We start from the raw sequence: 15,945 nt of genomic DNA on the forward strand, positions 1-15,945 counted from the left end.
CGGAACACCTGACCGACACGCGATACGTGCCCGAGGCCTCTGCCCGAGTCCCGCTGCGCGCTGTCCCCGGCGGGGCCGGGGGATGTCGGTGGCGTCTGGTAGGTATGAAGCTGTGAGCAGCGACGACAAGCGGCCAGAGGATCCCACCGGGGGTGGGCCTGAGCAGCTTGCGCTGATTCGGGAAAGTGTGCGGAAGGCCAAGGTGCCGCGGGCGAAGCCGCGGACGTGGCGGGGGGCCGCGCTGGCCGGGGAGCTGCCCGTCGCTCGGGTGGTGGTCAACAAAGGCGTGCTGCATCTTGATCAGTTCTTCGACTACGCCGTGCCGGAGGAACTGGACGAGGCGGCGCAGCCCGGGGTGCGGGTGCGGGTGCGGTTCGGGGCCGGGGCGCATCAGGTTCGGGGCGGGCGGCGTGAGGGCGGGCGGCTGATCGACGGGTTCGTCGTGGAGCGGCGGGCCGAGTCCGACTACTCCGGGCCGCTCGCCGCGCTCGCCGATGTGGTGTCGCCCGAGCCCGTGCTCGGCGCGGAGCTGCTGGGGCTGGCCCGTGCCGTCGCCGACCGGTACGCGGGAAGCCTCGCGGATGTGCTCCAGCTCGCGGTCCCGCCGCGGAACGCGCGCGCCGAGTCGAAGCCCTCACCGGAGCCGTTGCCACCGCCCGCCGTGCCGGAGGCGGGCACCTGGGAGCGGTACGTCAACGGGCCCGCGTTCCTCGCCGCGCTCGCCGGTGGTGGGGCGCCCCGGGCCGTATGGACCGCACTGCCCGGTCCGCACTGGGCCGACGAGGTGGCGCGTGCCGTGGCTGCGGCCTTGGCCTCGGGGCGGGGCGCGCTCGTTGTCGTACCGGACGGGCGGATCGCCGCGCGGGTCGACACGGCGCTGACGGCGCTGCTGGGCGAAGGGCGGCATGCGCTGCTCACGGCCGAGGCGGGGCCCGAGAAGCGTTATCGGGAGTGGCTGGCTGTACGGCGCGGAGCGGTACGGGCGGTCGTCGGGACCCGCGCCGCCATGTTCGCGCCGGTGCGGGACCTGGGGCTCGTGGTCATCTGGGACGACGGCGACGGCAGCCACAGCGAGCAGCACGCACCCCAGCCGCACGCCCGTGAGGTACTGCTGCTGCGGGCCGCGCACGACAGGTGCGGCTTCCTGCTGGGCGGTACGTCCTGCACCGTCGAGGCGGCCCAACTGGTCGGCACCGGCTGGGCGCTGCCCCTCGTGGCCGGCCGTGAGCAGGTGCGTACGGCCGCGCCGCTGGTACGCACCATCGGTGACGGCGAGCTGGCGCGGGACGAGGCGGCGCGCGCCGCGCGGCTGCCCAGCCTCGCCTGGCAGGCCGTCAGGGAGGGGCTCAGGACGGGGCCGGTGCTGGTGCAGGTGCCCCGGCGCGGCTATGTGCCCCGGCTCGCCTGTGAACGGTGCCGTACGCCCGCCCGCTGCCGGCACTGCGCGGGGCCGCTAGAGGCGCCGCGGGAAGGGGAGTTGCACTGCGCCTGGTGCGGCCGGGACGAACCGGCCTGGCACTGCGTGGAGTGCGGGAGCACCCGGCTGCGCGCGCGGATCGTGGGGGCGCGGCGTACGGCGGAGGAGCTGGGACGGGCGTTCCCGGCCGTCCCGGTCCGTACATCGGGGCGTGACCACGTACTCGATTCCGTGCCCGGCCGCCCCGCCCTCGTGGTCAGCACCCCCGGCGCCGAGCCGGTGGCGGAGGGTGGTTACGCGGCGGCGCTTCTCCTCGACGGCTGGGCGATGCTCGGGCGCCCGGACCTGCGGGCGGGGGAGGAGGCCCTGCGCCGCTGGATACACGCGGGGTCCCTGGTACGCGGACAGAGCGAGGGCGGCACGGTGGTCGTGGTCGCCGAGCCGACACTGCGGCCGGTGCAGGCGCTGGTGCGCTGGGATCCGGTGGGGCACGCGCAGCGCGAGCTGGCGGAGCGGGCCGAGCTGGGGTTCCCGCCGGTGTCGCGGATGGCGGCGGTGCTGGGGCGGGGCGAGGCGGTGGTCGCGTTTCTGGCGGCCGCGGAACTGCCCGACGACGCGGAGGTGCTGGGGCCCGTGCCGATGCCGGTCACGGATCCGGGCAGGGCGCGCCGGTCGGGCGACGCACCGGCGGGGGAGCGGTGGGAGCGGGCGTTGGTGCGGGTGCCGCCGGGGAGCGGGGCCGCGCTCGCCGGGGCGCTGAAGAGAGCGCAGGCGGCGCGGTTGGCTCGGGGCGGGGGGGATGCCGTACGGGTGCGGATCGATCCGCCGGACATCGGATGAGGTCGCGGCTCCGGGCGCGGTGCGCCTCCGGCGGGGCGCGGTGGGTGGTGCCGGGGGCCGGGGCCTCCGGAGGTACGTGCCCGGATCCCGGCCCCCTCCCCCCCCGGGTGGTCGCTCCGCCCGGCCCGGTCAGCCGCCCCTTGGACCCGGGAAGACGTTCGGGCGGGGTTCCTCCCGCAGGGACTGGGTGCTCGCCGTCGGCTGGGGCGGCATCGATCGCGCCGCGGGTACGACGGTCGGCACCGCGGGGCGCGGCGTTGTGGTGTCCTGGGGGCGGTCCGCCTCTGGTGCGCTCGCCTGCTGGGTGGCCCGGCGCGTGCCGTAACGGCGGTGTACCGCCTGCTTGGTGACGCCGAGCGCCGAGCCCACCGCGTCCCAGGAGAAGCCCAGCGAGCGGTCGAAGTCCACCGCGGCGGTCACCAGGGTCTCTACGCTGTCCCTCAGCTCCTGCGCGAGCCGTACGGTCGGCGCGGGTGCCCTGCCGTACACGACGAAGCCCGTGGAAGGACCCGATCGTCGCGGGCGGTAGACATTGCCCAACTGGGCGGTGAGGGTGCGCAATGCGTCCACCTGCCGCCGGACCCGCTCGATGTCCCGCACCAACAGGTGCAGACTTGCTCGGGCTTGTGCGTCGTGGGTTGCGTGGTCGGCCATGAACAAGCCTCTCGAACCGGCGTTGAAAAGGATCCGGGCCGCACCGGTGCGGCCCGTGTGGTCAATCTCTCTTGACAACGCGCCACCTGGCGTTGTGGTCACGCTGCGGGGGCGTATGCGCATATGCGCGGGGCGCGTGGGCCGTCGTACGCCCCCTGGTGGCCAGGCCCATAGACTGGTGCGTCGCTCGATCACCGCATTTTCAGTCCGAGAGGCAGTCAGCCACCGATGAAGCTCGTCTTCGCCGGCACCCCCGAGGTCGCCGTACCCGCCCTGGACGCACTCATCGCCTCCGAACGGCATGACGTCGTCGCCGTCGTGACCCGGCCCGACGCCCCGGCCGGGCGCGGTCGCAGGCTTGTCGCCAGTCCTGTCGCCCAGCGCGCCGAGGAGGCCGGCATCGAGGTGCTCAAGCCGGCCAGGCCGCGTGACGAGGACTTCCTGGCCCGGCTGCGCGAGATCGCGCCGGACTGCTGCCCGGTCGTCGCGTACGGCGCGCTGCTGCCGAAGTCCGCCCTCGATGTGCCGGTCCACGGGTGGGTGAATCTGCACTTCTCACTGTTGCCCGCCTGGCGCGGTGCGGCGCCCGTGCAGCACGCCGTCATGGCGGGCGACGAGATGACCGGCGCGTCCACCTTCCAGATCGAGCGGGGGCTGGACTCCGGGCCGGTGTACGGCGTGATCACGGAGCATGTACGGCCCACCGACACTAGTGGTGATCTGCTGACCCGGCTGGCCTTCGCGGGCTCCGGGCTGCTCGCGGCGACCATGGACGGGATCGAGGACGGCTCGCTCAAGCCGGTACCGCAGCCCGCCGAGGGCATCACGCTCGCCCCCAAGATCACGGTCGAGGACGCGCGGGTGGAGTGGTCCGCGCCCGCGCTGCGGGTGGACCGGGTGGTCCGTGCCTGCACCCCGGCGCCCGGCGCCTGGACGGTCTTCCGCGGGGAACGGCTCAAGCTGGTCCACCTGGGGCTGCTGCCCGAGCGTACGGAGCTGGCCCCCGGGGCGATCGCCGTCGGCAAGAACAATGTGTACGTGGGTACCGGTTCGCACGAGGTCGAGCTGCTCTGGGTCCAGCCGCAGGGCAAGAAGCCGATGCGCGCCGCCGACTGGGCGCGCGGGGTGCGGATCGCACCGGGCGAGAGCCTCGGGTAGGCGGTTCGGGCGGCGGGCGGGAGCATTAGGCTGGAGGGGATCAATTCTTCTCACCGCGGAGCACCTTTGAACGAGCAGGCCCCTCGCCGCCCCTCCAAGCCGTACCGCCGTCCCAAGAAGGACCCCGTGCGGCTCCTCGCCTTCGAGGCGCTCAGGGCCGTCGACGAACGGGCGGCGTACGCGAATCTCGTGCTGCCGCCGCTGCTCAAGAAGGCGCGCGAGAACAGCGGCTTCGAGGCGCGGGACGCGGCGCTCGCCACCGAGCTGGTGTACGGGACGCTCCGGCGCCAGGGCACCTACGACGCGATCATCTCGGCGTGCGTCGACCGGCCGCTGCGTGAGGTCGATCCGCCCGTCCTCGATGTGCTCGCCCTCGGGGCGCACCAGCTGCTCGGGACGCGGATCCCGACGCACGCCGCCGTCTCCGCGAGTGTGGAGCTGGCCCGCGTGGTGCTCGGCGACGGCCGCGCCAAGTTCGTCAACGCCGTACTGCGCAAGATCTCGCGCGACGATCTGGACACCTGGCTGCAACGGGTCGCTCCGCCGTACGACGAGGACGCCGAGGACCATCTCGCGGTCGTCCACTCGCACCCCCGCTGGGTGGTCTCCGCGCTCTGGGACGCGCTGGGCGGTGGCCGCGCCGGGATCGAGGATCTTCTGGAGGCCGACAACGAACGGCCCGAGGTGACGCTGGTCGCCAGGCCCGGCCGCTCGACCGCCGATGAACTGCTCGATGTGCTCGGCGAGGACTCCGGGCTGCCCGGCCGCTGGTCGCCGTATGCCGTACGGCTCACCGAGGGCGGTGAACCGGGCGCGCTCGACGCCGTACGGGAGGGGCGGGCCGGCGTCCAGGACGAGGGCAGCCAACTCGTCGCGATCGCCCTGGCCAACGCGTCGCTGGAGGGGTCGGACACGCGCTGGCTCGACGGGTGTGCCGGTCCCGGCGGCAAGGCGGCGCTGCTCGCCGCGCTGGCAGCCGGGCGCGGCGCCTCCCTGCTGGCCGCCGAGAAGCAGCCGCACCGGGCCAGGCTGGTCGCCCGGGCGCTCGCCGGGAACCCCGGCCCGTATCAGGTGATCGCCGCCGACGGCACCAGGCCGCCCTGGGTCCCCGGTTCCTTCGACCGGGTTCTGGTCGACGTGCCGTGCACCGGCCTCGGCGCCCTGCGGCGCAGGCCGGAGGCGCGCTGGCGGCGCCGCCCGGAGGATCTGGAGGGCTTCGCGCCGCTCCAGCGCGGACTGCTGCGCGAGGCGTTCCACGCGGTACGGGTCGGCGGCGTCGTCGGATACGCGACGTGCTCCCCGCACCCCGCCGAGACCAAGGCGGTCGTCGAGGACGTCCTGAGGGGGCGCGGCGGCCCGGCGGTCGAGGCCGAGTGGGTCGACGCCAGGCCGCTCATGCCCGGCGTACCGGCGCTGGGGGACGGTCCCGACGTCCAGCTGTGGCCGCATCTGCACGGGACGGACGCGATGTACCTGGCGCTGCTGCGGCGTACCGCCTGACGGCCGCGCCGTCCTGTCGCGTTGAACCTGTCGGATCACCACCCGTTCTCGCCGGAACCTGACGGATCGTGGACGTCGACGGTGTCAGGTCCGCGAACGAGGCCGGCCACGCGACGTCATCGATGGCGAGCCACGGCGCGGCGGCTACGGCGGTGGGTGTCACCCCGGTGAACGCTTTGACCTCGCGGTGGAGGTGGGCCTGGTCGGCGTAGCCGCTCGCGGCCGCCACCTCGGCGGCGGCGTTACCCGCCGCGAGGAGATGGGCGGCGTGGTCGAAGCGCACCAGCCGGGCGGCGTGCTTGGGGGTGAGGCCGATCTGGGACCGGAAGCGGGACCACAGGCGCTGATGGCTCCATCCCACCTCTTTCGCCAGGCTGTCAACGCGAACCCGTCCCCGGCTGGTGCGCATCAGCCACCAGGCAGCGGTCACCTCCGGATCAAGCGACGGGCGGGCGTTCAGCCGTCGGCCAAGGGCATCCACGGCGATCGTGAAGCGCTCGTCCCACGACGCGGCGGTCCGCAGCCTGTCCTCGGCTCGCCCGGCGTCGTGGCCCCAGAGATCCTCCAGGGAGACCACCGTCCCGCTGAGGTCGGTCGACGCGCCGAGCACCGCGACCGCCAGGACCGGCGACAACCGGATCTGGAGGCACTCGATCCCCCCGGCCGCCCGGCTTCCGAGCCGAAGGTCGCGAGCCATCAGTCCCACGACCGTGCTGCCGCATTCGCGCCGGCCGTGGGCGTCGTGGACAAGGCTGTCTCCCTCCCTCAGGTCCACGAACAGAGTGACCGAGGGGTGCGCGACCATGGCGATATCCCCGCGCGCCGGGGCACGTTGGCGGAACCCGGCCATGCTGACCCCCGGCAGCCGGTCCGACTGCCGGGGTACGGCGACCTCCACCGACGCCCAGTCAGGTGGTGGTTCGGTTCCGGGCCACTGCTGATCAGTGCGAGCGAACCCACCAGGTCCGGGCGCTGTTCGGCGAGGGCGGTGGCGATGTATCCGCCGCTGGAGTGCCCGGCCACGGTGACCGGCGGCCGGCGCCGGCACTACCGGGCCCCAGGAGCTGCCCGAGGCCCCCGATTCATGGATGAGCACCAGCGGCGGAGCCTCCCGCGGGCCGTCGTGGACCACGTGCATCCCGTGCACGTGCTTGGCGTCGTGGATACCCATGCACGGGAGGATGCCGGGGCTGCCGGCCCCCGGTCTTGTACACATGTCGTCACGGGGCCGACGATCGCGTGAGGGTGAGAGCCGGGTCACGGAGTGCGGAGCTGATCGGTATCGTGGGGCGCGACCCGTGTCCGAGAGCCTGATCGCCGTGCTGGAGCTGCCATGTCCCCGCAGATGAGGCTGACGGCGATAACGCTCGACTGCCCCGACCCGCGGGCACTGGCCGCGTTCTACCAGCGGGCCACCGGGCTCGCACTCGTCCGGGAGTCGAATGACGACTTCGCTGGACTCACCCGCGGGGACGGGCTCTTCATCGGCTTCCAGCGGGTCGACGACTATCAGGCTCCGCGCTGGCCCGACCAGGCCGCGCCCCAACAGAGCCACCTCGACTTCGCGGTGGACAACCTCGACGAGGCCGAGGCTCTGCTCCTGGAACTGGGCGCGTCCAAGCCGCGGTTCCAACCGGGCGGCGACAGATGGCGGGTTCTCACCGATCCGGCCGGTCATCCCTTCTGTCTGACCAGGTCTTCCGACTGACGACTGACCGCAAGCGGACGTTGAGTCACCGCCGCGTTCACGAGACCCGTCTGCCGAGGAAGGCCGCCAGCCGGTCCGTCGCGCTCGCCCCGTCGGGTACCGGCGCTTCGGGGGCGAACGAACCGCCCCGCGTCCGGGGCAGCGCTCCGTAGATCTCCCGTACGGAGGGGAGGACGGCCTCCACGGTCCCCTCCGCGAAGTCCGGCCGCTGTCCGGTGGCGATGGCCAGATCCCAGCCGTGCACCAGCATCTCGATCAGCAACTGTTCGACCAGTCTCCGGCCCGGGGCGGGGCCGTATCGGCGCTCCAGCATGCCGGGGCGGCGGAATGCGGTCATCGTCGCCGACGCGGCGGCGCGGAACGCGGCGCGATGGTCCGCGCCCAGGTGGTCGGCCCCGTGATCGGTGGGCGGGGAGCCCTCGGCCAGCCCGGCCCAGATCAGGTTCTCCCAGACCAGATGGTCCAGCAGGGCGCGTACGTCCCACTCGGCGCAAGGCGTCGGATCAGCGAGGCGGTCGGGTCCCACGGCGGACACCAGACGCTCGACCTCGGTCAGGACCGCGGCGAAGGCGTCCACGATCCCGGTCCCCGGCCCGTCCGGTGCGCCGGGCATGTCGTAGAGCGTTTCCAGCGTCGAGGCGCGGGCACCGGGCGTCGGATTGGTCCTGAGAGCCGTCATCAGCCAGGCGCCGGTCGGGGCCAGGCTCGGCCGTACGGGCCGGCCGTTGATGACGCAGACCAGCTGCCAGTACCGCTCGGCGCGGGAGTCGGCGGCCATCTCCAGCTGTTCCAGCAGCCGGGCCCGCGCCGTCGGTCCGTCGTGGTCCGGTGCGCCGGGCGTACCGCTCTGGCCGGGCAGCCACTCCGCCACGACGGCCGTCACTACCGCGTCCGCCGCCGGTGAGTCCGGCGCCAGACCGCTGTCCATCGCCGCGGACACCCGGCGTACCCAGGAGTCGGTCAGCTCCTCCGCCTGCTGAGCCCGCCCCGCGTCCTCGGCCGTGGACGCCAGGGAGTAGCGGGCCGCGTACTCGGCCATCCGTCGCAGCGCCGCGGCCAGGGCCGGATCCCGTACGAGAGCGCTGAGCTCGCACCAGGCGTCGACCTGTTCGGCGGTGGGCTCGGCCGGCAGCTCGGGCAGCGCCGCCAGCAGACCCTGCCCGAAGGTCGAGGTCCCGGTGTCTTCGAGCGCCCCCGCCACGAACGCGCCGACGATCGCCTCGCGTTCGGCGGCGGACATCCTGACCAGTTCGTCGAGGGCGGTGAGCTCTTCCGCGTCCGCACCGCGCCTGGCGACCGACCTGAGCACCGCCTGCCGCAGCCGCAGCGTACGGATCCGGGCCTCCAGGGCATCGGCGTGCACCGTCGCCACCTCGGACAGCTCCCGTTCACGGTCGAGTACGTCCCGGATCGTGGACAGGCCGAGACCGAGGTCCCGGAGGGTACGCGCCAGATCGAGGCGGGCCACCGCCTCGGGGCCGTACCGGCGATAGCCGGCCTCGGTGCGGTCGGCGGGCGGTGCGATGCCGAGATCCGACCAGTGGCGGACGAGTTTCACCGGCAGACCGGTGCGCTCGGCCACCGCGCCGATGCTGAGCAGTAGGGGTTCGCTGTGCATGGTGACACCGTGAGGTCTCCCTCGGTGGGAGAGTCAAGACGGGCGGTCAGGACGGGCGGTCAAGACGGGTGGGTCGGGACGGGCGGCTCGAACGGCCCGGCCGGGCCGCCGTCGGCGGGGCAGGACGTACGGATTGCGCGGACTGTGCGGTTCTCGCACCGCGCCGCGGTGCATTGGTCCGTACCGAGGTTCCCCGGGCGGTCCGGAAGTGGTCCGGAGCATGGCAGGCTTGGCACATGGCCCAGATCAACCCCAGCATCCTGTCCGCCGACTTCTCCCGACTCGCCGATGAGGCGAAGGCGGTGAAGGGCGCCGACTGGCTTCATGTCGATGTCATGGACAACCACTTCGTGCCCAATCTGACCCTGGGCGTGCCGGTGGTCGAAGCGCTCGGACGGGCGACGGACATCCCGCTGGACTGCCATCTGATGATCGAGGAGCCCGACCGCTGGGCCCCGCAGTATGTCGAGGCCGGTGCCGGTTCGGTGACCTTCCATGTGGAGGCCGCCGCCGCCCCGGTACGGCTGGCGCGCGAGATCCGTGCCAAGGGCGCGAGGGCGTCCATGGCGCTCAAGCCCGCGACGGCCATCGAGCCGTACGAGGACCTGCTCCCCGAGCTGGACATGCTGCTGATCATGACGGTGGAACCGGGCTTCGGTGGCCAGGCGTTCCTGGACATCATGCTGCCCAAGATCCGCCGCACCCGGGAGCTGATCTCCAAGCACGGTCTTGAGCTGTGGCTCCAGGTGGATGGCGGGGTCTCGGCCACCACCATCGAACGCTGCGCCGAGGCGGGCGCCGATGTCTTCGTCGCGGGCTCCGCGGTGTACGGCACGGACGATCCGGCCGCGGCGGTACGGATGCTCCGCAACCAGGCGACCGAGGCCACCGGCGCGGCATCCTGGGCATGCGGCCACTGACCCGTACGAGTGGGCGGGACTCCGGTGGACCAGTGCGCCACGGGAACATGAACGGCGCCCTTCGGGGCTGATCAAGGATCGCTGGATCTGACAGGATGAACAGCGAGTCCAGAGTGTGAACAGCAGTGAGGAGATCGCGGTGTCTGGTATGTCGGCGGGTCGGCCAGCCCTGCGGATGGGACCCGCGGAACTGGTGCAGGCGGCGGCCATGGCCCGCCGCTTCTATCTGGAGGGCAAGTCCAAGATCCAGATCGCCGAGGAGTTCGGCGTCAGCCGCTTCAAGGTCGCCCGGGTCCTGGAGACCGCGCTGGAGCGCGACCTCGTGAGGATCGAGATCCGCGTTCCGTCGGAGCTGGACGCCGAGCGCTCCGACGCGCTGCGCGCCCGCTACGGACTGCGGCACGCGGTGGTGGTCGAGTCGCCCACGGAGGCCGAGGACGAGTCGCCCGACCCGGAGAACCTCGGCGAGGTCGCCGCCGATCTGCTCGGTGAGCTGGTCGTCGAGGGCGATGTGCTGGGTCTGGCCTGGGGCCGGTCCACCATCCACATGGCCGCCGCGCTCGACCGGCTGCCGCCCTGCACGGTGGTCCAGCTCACGGGTGTGTACGACGCGGGTACGGCCGAGCGCGGCTCGGTCGAGGCCGTACGGCGGGCCGCCCAGGTGTCCGGGGGAGAGGCGCACCCCATCTACGCGCCGATGCTGCTTCCCGATCCGGCGACCGCCGCCGCGCTGCGCAGCCAGACGGGTATCGCGCGCGCCTTCGAGTACTTCGACAAGGTGACCGTCGCCGCCGTCTCGATCGGCTCCTGGGAGCCGGGCATCTCGACGGTGCACGACATGATCACCGAGAAGGAGCGCAACCACTACGCCTCGCTCGGCGTCGCCGCGGAGATGTCCGCGCATCTCTTCGACGCGGAGGGCCGGCGGGTCGGCCGCGATCTGGGCGAGCGCTGCATCACGGTCGAGGCCGACCGGCTGCGCCGGATTCCGGAGGTCGTGGCGATCGCGGGCGGGCTGCGCAAGGCGGAGGCGATCGGGGCGGTTCTCCGTTCCGGACTGGTCACCAGCCTGGTCACGGACACCGCTGCGGCGGACTTCCTGCTGACGGAGTTCACCCCGGGGCCGCGGCCTGCGCTGGAGCGGGTCGACCCGGACGAGACCTGACCCGGTCTCCCGGTTCGAAGTAACGGCGATCGGCGGCCGGGGAGCGGTGGCCGGTCGCCGGGGGCGGTCGCCGGGGCGGGTGGTGTTGGTCGGGCGGTTGCCGGGGGCGGCGGCGGTGCCCGGGCGGTGCCCGTCGGCCGGACGTAGCCCGATGCCGGGTGTTTGGATCATCGTATGAGGGCACCCCTTCTGAGCTGGACGTTCCTCCCCCGCCGGGTATCCGGTCCGGCATGGGACAATCAAGTACGTGCGTTTTCCCCGGCTCCACCGACCGGGGGCCAACTCCGATCGACTGGGATGTTCTGCACGTGCGTTTCCTCAATGACCTGCAGCCGCCGTATGACCTGACGTACGACGACGTGTTCATGGTGCCGAGCCGTTCGGCCGTGGGTTCCCGTCAGGCGGTGGATCTCTCCGCCCCCGACGGCACCGGCACCACCATCCCCCTCGTCGTGGCGAACATGACCGCGATCGCGGGCCGCCGGATGGCCGAGACCGTCGCCCGGCGCGGTGGTCTCGTCGTCATCCCGCAGGACATCCCCATCGAGGTCGTCACCGACGTCATCTCGTGGGTCAAGACGCGCCATCTCGTACTCGACACCCCGATCGTGCTCGCCCCCCTCCAGACCGTGGGTGACGCCCTGTCCCTGCTGCCCAAGCGGGCGCACGGAGCGGGGGTCGTCGTCGATGGCGAGGGTCGGCCCGTCGGGGTCGTCACCGAGCACGACCTGACCGGTGTCGACCGCTTCGCCCAGCTCTCCGAGGTGATGTCGAGGGATCTGCTGCTGATCTCCGCGGACATGGACCCGCGCGAGGCGTTCAACACCCTGGACAACGCCAACCGCAAGATCGCCCCCGCCATCGACGCCAACGGCAGGCTGGTCGGTGTCCTCACCCGCAAGGGCGCCCTGCGGGCGACCCTCTACACGCCCGCGACCGACGCCGCGGGCAAGTTGCGGATCGCCGCCGCCGTCGGGGTCAACGGCGATGTCGCGGGCAAGGCCGCGCAGCTGCTCGACGCGGGCGTCGACACGCTTGTCGTCGATACGGCGCACGGCCACCAGGAGTCGATGCTCGCCGCGATCAGGGCCGTCCGCGCACTCGACCCGAAGGTGCCGGTCGTCGCGGGCAATATCGTCGCCGCCGAGGGCGTACGGGATCTGATCGAGGCCGGCGCGGACATCATCAAGGTCGGGGTCGGGCCCGGCGCCATGTGCACCACCCGCATGATGACCGGGGTGGGCCGGCCCCAGTTCTCCGCCGTCATGGAGTGTGCGGCGGAGGCGAAGAAGTTCGGCAAGCACGTCTGGGCCGACGGCGGGGTCAGGCACCCGCGCGATGTCGCCATGGCGCTCGCCGCCGGCGCCTCGAACGTGATGATCGGTTCCTGGTTCGCCGGTACGTACGAGTCCCCGGGCGACCTTCAGCAGGCCGCCGACGGCCGGCTCTACAAGGAGTCCTTCGGCATGGCCTCCGCCCGCGCCGTGCGCAACCGTACGAGCGAGGAGTCGGCGTACGACCGGGCGCGCAAGGCGCTGTTCGAGGAGGGCATCTCCACCTCGCGGATGTTCCTCGACCCGGCCCGCCCCGGTGTGGAGGACCTGATCGACTCGATCATCGCGGGCGTGCGCTCCTCGTGCACCTACGCCGGCGCCGACTCGCTGGAGGAGTTCGCGCGGAAGGCGATCGTCGGCGTCCAGAGCGCCGCCGGATACGCCGAGGGCAAGCCCCTGCACGCCAGTTGGAGCTAGCGCGTGTCCGGTCGCTCGGATCCGTCACTGTTCGAGCGACCGGGACAGGCATGAGTGCGAGGAGAGCGGGTACACGCGCTGTGCACTGACCACGGAGCAGGGGAGGACAAAGTGTCCACGGCGAGCACGGTCCCGACCGAAAGCACGCAGTACGGATCCCAGCAGCGCGCGGAGGCGGCGGAGCTGGAACTTCCCTACGTGGAGTGCCCGTCGGAAGTGGCACCCAGGGACGCGCGGGAAATCTCGAAACTCTTCTTCGCCCGACTGGCGGAACTGGACGAGGGCACACACGAGTTCCAGTACGTACGCAACACCCTGATCGAGCTGAATCTGGCGCTGGTCCGCTACGCGGCCACTCGGTTCCGTAATCGCTCGGACCAGATGGAGGACATCGTCCAGGTCGGCACCATCGGCCTGATCAAGGCGATCGACCGTTTCGAGCTCAGCCGTGAGGTGGAGTTCGCGACCTTCGCCGTGCCCTACATCGTCGGCGAGATCAAGCGGTTCTTCCGGGACACCAGCTGGGCCGTACACGTTCCGCGCCGGCTCCAGGAGCTGCGGATCGATCTGGCCAAGGCGACCGACGAGCTCTCCCAGCGGCTCGACCGCGCGCCCACCACGCCCGAACTGGCCGAGCATCTCGGGCTGGACGAGGACGAGGTCATCGAGGGCGTCGTCGCGAGCAACGGCTATACGGCCGGCTCGATCGACATGCCGACGGATGACGAGTCGGGCTCCCCGGGCCCGCTCTCGGACCGGATCGGCGCACCCGACGCGGGGATGGAGACGGCCGAGAACGTCCAGGCGCTCAAGCCGCTCATCGAGGATCTGGACGAGCGGGAGCGGCGCATCCTGCGCATGCGCTTCGGCGATGAGATGACCCAGTCGGAGATCGGCGCCGAGCTGGGTGTCTCCCAGATGCATGTGTCCCGGCTGCTGTCACGGATCACCGGGCGGCTCAGGGCGGGTCTGCTGGTGGTGGAGTGAAGCGCGCACGGATGACAGCACAGATGACCCACGAGTGACATACGAACACGCGAGGGGGCGCTCCGCTGCCACGGGGCGCCCCCTCGCGTGTGCGTTGTTGGCCGGCTGCTTTTGGGGCGTGCCGCCCGGTCAGACGGGGGCGGTGACCGCCGGCCGCTGCCAGACCGCCTGGACACGCTTGCCGTCCGGCAGCGGCCGGACCTCGACATGGCCCGCCAGTCTCAGCACCATGTGCCAGCCGAACCCGCCGCCCCCGGAGAAGTCGGGCGTGCGCGCGACCGGCGGCTCCGGGCTGGAGTCGTCCATCTCCACCGTCAACGTCTCGTCCCGCGCGGTGAGATGGAGCCGCCACCAGCCCGGGGTGTGCCGGACGGCGTTCGAGACGAGTTCCGAGACGACGAGCAGCACCGCGTCCAGATCGGCCCACGGACAGTGCTGCTGAAGAAACTCGGCGGCGGCGCCGCGTGCCGCCGCGCTGTCCCGGTACGGCGAGTCCACGACCACCACATGCGGCTCGTTGCTCATCACAGGCCCCATCTACCCCGTTGTCGGTCTTTCACCGGCATCGGCCTCATTGTGAGCCCGGCCCGAAGGACACACGTCACCGGGTCCCGCGCCCCCGTGTTCTACTTCGGTGACGGCCCCCGCCGCACCTCCGGCCACCGCAGAGAAGTGAACCACCAGCCGTGCGACTCAACGATCTCGACGAACGCATCGTCCACGCCCTCGCCGCGGACGCCCGCCGCTCCTACGCCGATATCGGCTCACTCGTCGGCTTGTCCGCGCCCGCGGTGAAGCGGCGCGTCGACCGGCTGCGCGCCGAGGGCGCGATCACCGGCTTCACCGTACGGGTCGACCCGGCGGCGCTCGGCTGGGAGACCGAGGGGTTCATCGAGATCTACTGCCGGCGCAAGACCTCGCCCGAAGCCATCCAGCGAGGTCTGGAACGGCTGCCCGAGGTGGTGTCCGCCTCCACCGTCACCGGAGAGGCGGACGCGATCGTCCAGGTCTTCGCCGCCGACATGCGCCACTTCGAGCAGGTACTCGAACGCATCGCGGGCGAGCCCTATGTGGAGCGTACGAAGTCCGTGCCCGTACTGTCCCCCCTGCTGCGGCGCTACTCGGGTCTTGAGGGGACCGGCGGCGCCGCCCACCGCGCGGCGATGCCGTCCACGAACAGTCCGACCGGCTCGGCGCCCCCCTTCTGACCAGCGAAGACGTCCCCGCGCAACGAATCGCCGAGGGAGCCGCCGAGCACGCAATGGATCGGTGGTCGGCGCGCAACGGTCGCGTCTTGTCGGGGGTGGTGGCCGGACCGTAGCGTCGGTGCCGTCGCCCCCGCCCCCTTCGCACCGCCCGAGGTCAGCCATGCCGCCGCTGCGTATCGCCCTGCTCCAGAGCTCCGGCCGACCCGGTTCGGTCGCCGGGAATCTCAAGGTGCTCGACGAGGCCGCCGCCCGTGCCGCCGACGCGGGCGCCGGGCTGCTGGTCTGTCCCGAGATGTTCCTGACCGGGTACGCCATCGGCGACCGGGTGCCCCAAGTGGCCGAGCCCGTGGATGGTCCTGGGGCCGCGGCCGTGGCCGAGATCGCCGTACGCCATGGACTCGCGGTGCTGTACGGCTACCCCGAGCGCGATGGCGAGCGGATCTTCAACGCCGCGCAGCTGATCGGGCCCGACGGCACACGGCTCGCCAACTACCGCAAGACCCATCTCTTCGGCGGCTTCGAGCGCGAGTGGTTCACCCCGGGGGAGCGGCAAGTCGTCCAGGCCGAGCTGGCCGGGCTGCGGATCGGGATCATGATCTGTTACGACGTCGAGTTCCCCGAGAACGTACGGTCGCACGCCCTGGCCGGTACCGATCTGCTGCTGGTGCCCACCGCTCAGATGCATCCGTTCCAGTTCGTCGCCGAGTCCGTCGTGCCGGTCCGGGCCTTCGAGAACCAGCTCTATGTGGCGTATGTGAACAGGACGGGCCATGAGGGTGAGTTCGAGTTCGTCGGGCTGAGCTGTCTCGCGGGCCCCGACGGGGCCGCCAGGGCGCGTGCGGGGCGGGGCGAGGAGCTGGTGCTCGGAGAGGTCGACGGCGAGCTGCTGCGCGCCTCCCGCGCGGCCAATCCGTATCTGCGGGACCGCGAACCCGGGCTGTACACCTCGCTGGTCCGAGCCGACCCGCGCTGAGCCGAGCACTCCTGAGCTGTCCACCGCCGCGCCGACCTGACCCGAC

The 15,945-nt window shown here is 72.1% G+C and carries 13 protein-coding genes and 2 pseudogenes; 10 read left to right on the forward strand and 5 right to left on the reverse strand.

Annotated features, from left to right (window positions below; translation table 11 throughout):
• Positions 1-112 precede the first annotated feature (112 nt).
• On the forward strand, positions 113-2,257 hold the full coding sequence (locus tag AB0M67_RS11585) for a primosomal protein N' (protein ID WP_365745013.1): 2,145 nt from the start codon (positions 113-115) through the stop codon (positions 2,255-2,257).
• 129 nt (positions 2,258-2,386) lie between these two features.
• Here AB0M67_RS11585 and AB0M67_RS11590 read toward each other — a convergent pair whose 3' ends face one another.
• Entirely contained in the window at positions 2,387-2,911 is a 525-nt protein-coding gene (locus AB0M67_RS11590; RefSeq protein WP_365745015.1) for a hypothetical protein, read from the reverse strand.
• Between the two features lie 228 nt (positions 2,912-3,139).
• Between AB0M67_RS11590 and fmt the strand changes: the two genes are divergently transcribed.
• Together fmt and AB0M67_RS11600 are read left to right on the forward strand one after the other, a co-directional pair.
• Positions 3,140-4,069: a methionyl-tRNA formyltransferase gene (gene fmt, locus AB0M67_RS11595; protein ID WP_365745017.1), complete on the forward strand. Its 930-nt coding sequence runs from the start codon at positions 3,140-3,142 to the stop codon at positions 4,067-4,069.
• Between the two features lie 66 nt (positions 4,070-4,135).
• The gene (locus AB0M67_RS11600; protein WP_365745019.1) at positions 4,136-5,569 is read left to right on the forward strand and encodes a transcription antitermination factor NusB; all 1,434 of its coding nucleotides are present in this window, start codon (positions 4,136-4,138) and stop codon (positions 5,567-5,569) included.
• Here the strand turns inward: AB0M67_RS11600 and AB0M67_RS11605 are convergent.
• Positions 5,463-6,467, reverse strand: coding sequence for a helix-turn-helix domain-containing protein (locus AB0M67_RS11605; RefSeq protein WP_365745021.1), 1,005 nt, complete (start codon positions 6,465-6,467; stop codon positions 5,463-5,465). The two genes, AB0M67_RS11600 and AB0M67_RS11605, sit on opposite strands and share 107 nt — an antisense overlap.
• Positions 6,468-6,487: 20 nt before the next feature.
• Positions 6,488-6,740: pseudogene (locus tag AB0M67_RS11610) on the reverse strand (alpha/beta fold hydrolase); the annotation flags it as partial.
• A gap of 162 nt (positions 6,741-6,902) precedes the next feature.
• Here AB0M67_RS11610 and AB0M67_RS11615 point away from each other — a divergent pair.
• Positions 6,903-7,277: a VOC family protein gene (locus AB0M67_RS11615; RefSeq protein WP_365745023.1), complete on the forward strand. Its 375-nt coding sequence runs from the start codon at positions 6,903-6,905 to the stop codon at positions 7,275-7,277.
• A gap of 37 nt (positions 7,278-7,314) precedes the next feature.
• Here AB0M67_RS11615 and AB0M67_RS11620 read toward each other — a convergent pair whose 3' ends face one another.
• Positions 7,315-8,895, reverse strand: a complete 1,581-nt coding sequence (locus tag AB0M67_RS11620) for a TIGR03086 family metal-binding protein (RefSeq protein WP_365745025.1) — start codon at positions 8,893-8,895, stop codon at positions 7,315-7,317.
• Between the two features lie 236 nt (positions 8,896-9,131).
• On the opposite strand from AB0M67_RS11620, the gene rpe reads away from it, so the two are divergent.
• The 4 genes from rpe (at position 9,132) to AB0M67_RS11640 (ending at position 13,718) form a co-directional block, all read left to right on the forward strand.
• Entirely contained in the window at positions 9,132-9,815 is a 684-nt protein-coding gene (gene rpe, locus AB0M67_RS11625; protein ID WP_365745027.1) for a ribulose-phosphate 3-epimerase, read from the forward strand.
• A gap of 115 nt (positions 9,816-9,930) precedes the next feature.
• A complete protein-coding gene (locus AB0M67_RS11630; protein ID WP_249951002.1) occupies positions 9,931-10,980 on the forward strand; it encodes a sugar-binding domain-containing protein in 1,050 nt (349 codons plus the stop codon).
• Between the two features lie 308 nt (positions 10,981-11,288).
• Positions 11,289-12,731 carry a GuaB1 family IMP dehydrogenase-related protein gene (locus AB0M67_RS11635; protein ID WP_365745030.1) on the forward strand — a complete coding sequence of 481 codons (1,443 nt, stop codon included), beginning with the start codon at positions 11,289-11,291 and terminating at the stop codon, positions 12,729-12,731.
• Positions 12,732-12,914: 183 nt separating this feature from the next.
• The gene (locus AB0M67_RS11640) at positions 12,915-13,718 is read left to right on the forward strand and encodes an RNA polymerase sigma factor SigF (RefSeq protein WP_365745183.1); all 804 of its coding nucleotides are present in this window, start codon (positions 12,915-12,917) and stop codon (positions 13,716-13,718) included.
• A 129-nt stretch (positions 13,719-13,847) separates the two neighbouring features.
• Here AB0M67_RS11640 and AB0M67_RS11645 read toward each other — a convergent pair whose 3' ends face one another.
• Positions 13,848-14,243: an ATP-binding protein gene (locus AB0M67_RS11645; protein WP_365745032.1), complete on the reverse strand. Its 396-nt coding sequence runs from the start codon at positions 14,241-14,243 to the stop codon at positions 13,848-13,850.
• A 161-nt stretch (positions 14,244-14,404) separates the two neighbouring features.
• Between AB0M67_RS11645 and AB0M67_RS11650 the strand changes: the two are divergent.
• Positions 14,405-14,842: pseudogene (locus AB0M67_RS11650) on the forward strand (Lrp/AsnC family transcriptional regulator); the annotation flags it as partial.
• Between the two features lie 244 nt (positions 14,843-15,086).
• Positions 15,087-15,899 carry a carbon-nitrogen hydrolase family protein gene (locus tag AB0M67_RS11655; RefSeq protein WP_365745034.1) on the forward strand — a complete coding sequence of 271 codons (813 nt, stop codon included), beginning with the start codon at positions 15,087-15,089 and terminating at the stop codon, positions 15,897-15,899.
• The last annotated feature ends 46 nt before the right edge of the window (positions 15,900-15,945 follow it).

This window comes from Streptomyces sp. NPDC051662 (assembly GCF_040681655.1).
In the GTDB taxonomy this organism is placed as follows: domain Bacteria; phylum Actinomycetota; class Actinomycetes; order Streptomycetales; family Streptomycetaceae; genus Streptomyces.

Excerpts from the sequence above, each read along its gene's own strand:
- AB0M67_RS11590 (WP_365745015.1), bottom strand. The coding sequence starts at position 2,911 with ATGGCCGACCACGCAACCCACGACGCACAAGCCCGAGCAAGTCTGCAC.
- fmt (WP_365745017.1), top strand. The coding sequence starts at position 3,140 with ATGAAGCTCGTCTTCGCCGGCACCCCCGAGGTCGCCGTACCCGCCCTG.
- AB0M67_RS11615 (WP_365745023.1), top strand. The coding sequence starts at position 6,903 with ATGTCCCCGCAGATGAGGCTGACGGCGATAACGCTCGACTGCCCCGAC.
- AB0M67_RS11620 (WP_365745025.1), bottom strand. The coding sequence starts at position 8,895 with ATGCACAGCGAACCCCTACTGCTCAGCATCGGCGCGGTGGCCGAGCGC.
- rpe (WP_365745027.1), top strand. The coding sequence starts at position 9,132 with ATGGCCCAGATCAACCCCAGCATCCTGTCCGCCGACTTCTCCCGACTC.
- AB0M67_RS11645 (WP_365745032.1), bottom strand. The coding sequence starts at position 14,243 with ATGAGCAACGAGCCGCATGTGGTGGTCGTGGACTCGCCGTACCGGGAC.
- AB0M67_RS11655 (WP_365745034.1), top strand. The coding sequence starts at position 15,087 with ATGCCGCCGCTGCGTATCGCCCTGCTCCAGAGCTCCGGCCGACCCGGT.